1 protein-coding gene is annotated in these 1,409 nt (G+C 32.2%); it reads left to right on the top strand.

Annotated features, from left to right (window positions below; genetic code table 11):
• The first annotated feature begins 366 nt into the window (after positions 1–366).
• Positions 367–954 carry a hypothetical protein gene (locus AC1M36_RS28255; RefSeq protein ID WP_479846516.1) on the top strand — a complete coding sequence of 196 codons (588 nt, stop codon included), beginning with the start codon at positions 367–369 and terminating at the stop codon, positions 952–954.
• Positions 955–1,409 lie beyond the last annotated feature (455 nt).

The following is a 1,409-nucleotide window of genomic DNA, read 5'->3' as shown; positions in this document are numbered from 1 at the left end:
AGTACCTGCGTTTTAAATTTTGTATAAGTTTTAAGTATATCTTGTCTAAAAAATAATACATAAATAAAACAGTACAAGTCATTTTAATATGCGATTTGTGCTGTTTTGTATTTATTAAAACTCAAATCTAAGTAAAAAATAAAATAGATTTTGATTCATTTTTCTTATTGATATTGAAAGTAAACAAATATTCAAAAGTTTACTTTCATGTTTTAAGTCTAAGGAAAGAGGCTAGTCCCAAAAACAAGGAACGTACCAAAATTCCACCTGAAGTACCAGAAAAATGCGATAAACATACGTTAAGGTGCATTTTTGTTAGAATATGGATAATGCGATTAATACATATTGAAAGGTTTGGGCGTTTTAATGATAAGTAATATAAAAGATGCTTTTAGTTTTTTAATTGATATTTTTAAAGGAGAGTTACCTGTACATGATTTATATTTAATTGCTCTAATTATGATTATTATGCCTATTGGAGAATCTATAAGGGAAGCAAGACAAAAGGTTTATACAAAACCAATTCTTTTATTTTGTAAATGGGTTCCTATTTCATTTTTAGTTGTTTCAATTTATTTAACTGGATTTTATTATATTGCTAATTTGGTTAATGAAATTGTTTCTTCTCCAAACGTGTTTCAAGATAAACAAAGTTTGCGTTCAATTGCTATTATGTCTTTAACTATGGCTAGTACTTCTGCTTTAATTATTTCTGTTGGTAAATTGGATAAGTTTTTTATAAATAATAAAATTATTTTTACTTTTATTGTTAACTCTTTATTAATAACGATCGGGATGTATTGTATAAATTTAATTTGGTATGAAACTATTAAAGTACCTTTATGGAGTTACGGATTAATAGGTGTAATTAATACTGTTTTCATTTGTTTTTTGTTGTGGGAACAGAATAAAGAAAATAGAGAATTGATACAGGAGCAACAAAAAGTTAATTAGAGCTGTTTTTAATCTAGTTCAAAGATAAAAAAATAAAAACATGGCGTGTGTCAACGGTACCGGACTGAACCCGTAAGGGGACGGGAGGATAAGGAGTTGACAGACTCACTATGCAACCCTCTTGGTTTGCCAAAACGTATACCGTTTTGGCCTGCCAACCGGCGAGGGAGTCCCTCAAGGATTTGAGGGGTTGGGGAGTTCGATGAAGGGGGTCTGGGGAAGAGTTCCCCAGTGGGTTTGGGCAACGCCCAAGGTTTGGTTTTTCCATGCTAGGCATGGTTCGGCAAAGCCGACAAGCGTCGCAGACCCCTATCGATTTTGATGTGTTAGCGTCAAAATACGTATAGGGTTACATTAATTGACTCCATTTCGTCGCTTTGCTAGACTTATGGTATCAATTAATCTAGGGGAAGTGGTGGCACTTTATGTTGTTCTCTATTTCATTTAATCAATCT

Source organism: Bacillus sp. Medicinal_06, assembly GCF_056711665.1.
The sequence above is the reverse complement of the archived record's forward strand: the minus strand, read 5'-3'. Positions and strand labels throughout refer to the sequence as shown.

Coding starts and splice junctions, on each gene's coding strand:
- AC1M36_RS28255 (WP_479846516.1), top strand. CDS start 367: ATGATAAGTAATATAAAAGATGCTTTTAGTTTTTTAATTGATATTTTT.